This is a genomic window from Thermodesulfobacteriota bacterium (genome assembly GCA_040755095.1).
Taxonomy (GTDB): domain Bacteria; phylum Desulfobacterota; class Desulfobulbia; order Desulfobulbales; family JBFMBH01; genus JBFMBH01.
This window is the reverse complement of record JBFMBH010000205.1, coordinates 1-4,661: the sequence shown is the minus strand read 5'-3', so window position 1 is coordinate 4,661 and position 4,661 is coordinate 1. Positions and strand designations below refer to the sequence as shown.

Annotated in this window: 1 protein-coding gene; it reads left to right on the top strand. The window is 66.9% G+C overall.

Annotated features, from left to right (window positions below; genetic code table 11):
* Positions 1–259: 259 nt before the first annotated feature.
* Positions 260–4,661: transglutaminase domain-containing protein (locus tag AB1634_18710; GenBank protein MEW6221545.1), on the top strand; the 4,402-nt coding region annotated here is incomplete at its 3' end.

The window sequence follows — 4,661 nt, the reverse complement described above, 5'->3', positions numbered from 1 at the left end:
ACGCTCTGAAGTCGATAATAACGGCAACGTGATTAAGGCTAATTACGGAAAATTACAAGGAGATATCCGGGTATACAAAAAGGCACAGGTCAGTTTTTTCTACTATTTCAACCCGGATGGCACTCGCAACATAGAAGAGGATCCGAAAAAAAATCTTTTCGAGAAATGATCGTTCCTGGCCGCCGACCGCGCCCTGGAAAAAGGCCTGCGCGACGCCTTCCAGCGCAGCCGCACCCAGGTGGCGCAAATCGAAGCGGCAATGCTTGCAAGCACCTCGCCGCAGGCCGCCCTGACCCGGCTCAAGGAGGCGGGCAGTGCCATCCGCGCCGACCACGAGGCCTATCTGGCCAGGCTCCATGAACAGGGCGCCCGCCTCGATGCCCAGGGCCAGGGCCGGGCCATGACCCGCCATGCCGAGATGGAGGAGCGATATGGCCAGGCGGTCAGCCGCTATCTGGCCGCCCTGGACGCGCTGGCAACGGAGCAGCCCACCCTGGCGCAGGTCAGGGAGCTGCGGGCCATCCTGGCGGAGATCCTGCCCGAGCGCCCCTACCGCATCCACGGCAGCCTCCCCTACCGCCACCTCAACCTGCCTTCGCGCAAGCCGGTGACCACCCCGGCGGTCGTCCCTGCCTACCGGGGCGGCACTGCGGACTTCGCCGGCGCCGACCTTACTGCGAGCCCCGAGGCGCCCATCAGCCCGGCCATCGCCGGCCTGGCCCGATCCCTGGACTGGAGCCCGGTGGCGATGTATGAGTGGGTGAAGAACAACGTCAAGACCGAGTGGTACTGGGGGGCGATGAAAGGGGCCGAGGAGACCCTGCGCCAGAAGAGCGGCAACGACGCCGACCAGGCAACGCTTTTGGTCGCCCTGCTCCGGGCCGCGGGATTTCCGGCCCGGTACGTGCACGGGGTCGCCGAGTTCCCGGACATCGAGGCGGCCAAGGCCCAGACCGGGCTCGATGATCCCCAGGCCATCGCCCGCCTCCTGCAGAAGGCGGGCATCCCCTGCGAAACGGTGATCAGCGGCGGCCGGATCAGCAATCTGCGCTTTGAGCACCTCTGGGTCGAGACCCTGGTCCCCTACGCCAACTACCGCGGTGCGGTCCTCGATGAGCAGGGCCGGACCTGGCTCGCCCTGGACCCCAGCATCAAGACCAGGGGCTACAGCGAGAACAGCCCGGTGCCGGCCCTGGCCGGCCTGAACCTGGCCGGGGTCCGCTCTGACTACCTGGCCGCGATGCGGAGCGAGACGCCGCTGACCTTCCTGCGGAGCCGGATCAACGAGCAATTGGCGCTGACCAGTCCGGGCACCGGCTACCCTGACCTGCTGCGGCGCCGCACCATCAACCGCGAGGAGATGCAGATCCTGCCCGCCGGCCTCCAGTTCACCGCGGCGGCAATCACCGGCGAGTACGCGGCCCTGCCCGATACCCTCCTGCACCGGGTGAGGTTCACCGCCACCACCAGCGACCAGCGGCCGGTCTTCGACCAGACCCTGCCGGTCCACCAGCTCGCCAGCCGGAGCCTGGCCGTCACCTTTGAGCCGGAGACCATCGAGGACCAGGAGATCATGAACTCCTACGGCGGCCTGGATCTCACCCCCCTCTATCTGATCCGCCTGCGGCCGGTGCTCACCGTGAACGGCAAGCGGGAGATCGTCGGCACGCTCGGCCTGACCGCCGGCGCGGACTTTACCCTCACCACCGAGCTCATCGCGCCCGCCACCAGCCAGCGCGTAGACAACACCCTGGTCGCCGGCTACCCGACGGTCATCGGCCTGGCGGCCCAGCAGGCCCCGGGCCTGACCGCGGTCCCCCTCGCGGGGATGAACGCCGAACGGCTGCTCTTCGAACAGGCCGTCTCCTATCTTCACCAGGGCAACCAGGCGGAAGAGGAGCTCGCTTCGCTGCTGCAGCTGACCCTGGCCCGGCCCCTGCCGACCCTGGTGACCGTGGGCGGGGTCCTGGACGTGGTGGCGCTCCTCGATACGCCGCACGGGTTCGCCTGGCAGGGGTTGTATCTCGACGCCGACCTGCGGGCGGTGGAGCTCCTGGGCGGGCTGGCTCCTTCCGGCTCCGACCCGGCCCTCCTGTTCATGGAGCTGGCCGGCCTGCACCACTCCGTGCTGGAGCATCAGGTCTTTGCCGAGGGGTTCGGGGTGGACGCGGTCTCCACCGCCAAAATGCTCGGCCTGGCCAATGCAAGCGGCCTGCCGATCCAGCTCCTCCACGGGGGCAACATCGGCACTGTGCTCCCGGGCCTGAACCTGCCGCCGTCCATCGCCGCCGATATCGCGGCCGGCGTGCACCAGGGGTATGCAGTCACCATCCCGGCCACGGAGCTGAGCTACGAGGACTGGGCCGGCTACGCCTATCTGGTGGAGAGTGGCCTCGATTTCGGCTGGATGCTCGCCGGGGGGATCGCCGGCGGCATGACCGCCTTGAGCCCGGAGCGCTGGCCCCCGGAGTATCGCGACATCCTGACCAACCCTGACTCGGACTTCTCGGACAATCCCCTGGCCGCGGTGGAGCTGCGGGTGATCCGGGGACCGGGTCTCCTGAGCGGCACCGCCGGTGCACAGTTGCCGAGCCCCCTGCTGGTCGTGGCCCTGGACCGGGAGGGCAGGCTGGTCAAGGGAGTAACGGTCACCTTCACCGTCCGGGCCGGCGGCGGCAGGGTCCGCGCCCTGGCCGCTGACGGCTGGACGAGCAGCGCCGCGGTCACCACCGGCCAGGACGGCCGCGCCCGGGTCGAGCTGCTCTGTCCCGAGTCCACCACCAGCGGCAACCCCACCACCGCCCGCAACCCGGAGGACATGACCGTGCAGCAGGTGGACGAGACCGTGATCGAGGTCACAAGCGACACCGGGCTGCAGACCGACGTCCCGATCACCGTCGCCACCTTCCCCGGACCCGCCCACCACCTCCGGGTCACCGGCGACGGCGGCAGCGGCCCCATCCTCACCTGGGGGGCCACCCTGGTCGCCTTTGTGGAGGACCAGTTCAACAACCCCATCAACAAGGTGCCGGTCCACTTCAGCATGGGCGCGGCCCAGCCGAGGTCCGCCTGCGCCTCCGAGACCGGCGACCAGCCGGGACTGCTCATCCCCGTCGATGCCCCCTGCATGCAGCACATCCCGGTCTACGGCGAGTGCGGCAGCCAGACCCTGGATACCGAGACCGCCCTGCACACCGGTGCCGTGGCCCAGGTCCTCTTCGGCGGCCGGCCCGACGCCCTCTATCCGGTCACCATCAGCGCTGGCGGTCTGGAAAAAACCGTCACCGTCGCCACCCACCCCACCGGACCCTGCGACCCGGCGGACGAGCCCTACCGCGGTCTTTCCCTGCGGCTGATCCATACCGTGGACAACCTGGGTAACTTCATCGACGGCGGCCCGGTGAGCAAGGAGGGGACCAACACCATCCCGCTCCTGGCCCGGTTGTTCTATGTCCGGGAGGGGGAGGAGGTGCAGTCGAAGGAGTATTATTGTGCCCCCGGGACCGACACCTGTCCCTTTGTCACCGGCAACGGCGTCTATGCCATCGACACCAACTTCGTGAATGCCCGGGTCTCCTTTGACGGGACCCAGGCCTCGCCCCTGGGAAACGGCCTGTTCCGGGTGGACTATCCCCTGGCCGCGACCCCGCAGAAAAAGCAGTTCCAGGTCACCGGCGAGGCCACGCTGAAGGTCCGCATCACCGCCCAGGTCTGCGACAAGGATCTCCCCTGCACCCTGATCGAGGAAGACCTGCCCAGCCCACAAATCACCGACGGGGGCATTGTCTATAGTGTCGATATCACCCTACCGAAAGAAAAATACATCATCCCGGTGAACGAGCAGGGCCAGGTCACCTATGACACCGAGATCCCCTTCACCATCGCGCCGCCGGAGTACGCCGCCGCCACCTCGTACTTTGTCCTGAAGAAGCAGATAAACAACACCTTCGAGAACATCGCCTTCTTCAACGCCAAGCCAGGAGGACAGGACAAGATGACCCTGCTGCGCGGGTTCGGGTTGGACCTGGAGAGCGCCTACCAGGCCCAGGTGGTCCTCAACGAGGGCTCGCAGGTCATGGAGGTCAAAAGCCGGGAGATGACCCTCCAGCCCCTTGCCCTGGAGCTGGACGCGGATCTGAATCGGGACGGCCAGTTCAGTGAGGACGATCCGGCCGAATATCTCGCCCCCGGCCTGGTCGTCCCCCTCAACCGCGACGATGACGATAAGGATGGGGTGCCGGATCTTATCGACGGGTATAACGCGGACGGGGTTGCCGGTAATGCGGATGATACCATGGCCGAGGCTGACGATGATCTGATCGAGGTGAAGGTCACCGGTCTGCCGGCAACTCTCGCCGAAGGCACGGTTACCCTGGAGATCCTGCAGGGGGCGGAGAAGATCAAGGTCTGGACCGACCGGGCAAAGGCCGCTGGCAGCCTGCTCCTTGACGGCCCCACCGATCCCTTTGCCGCAGCGAAAACATGGGTGCTGGGCACCGATATCAACACCCTCGCCGACCTGCCAACCTCCCTGTATATTGAGGGGGTCGATCCCAGCGCGGACGAAAACGATGGCGCCATCCTGGTGTGCAAATACCAAACCGCCGCCGATCCGGCTAAGATCGAGACCGACCGGCTGCGGGTCACGGTCCTGCCCTCGG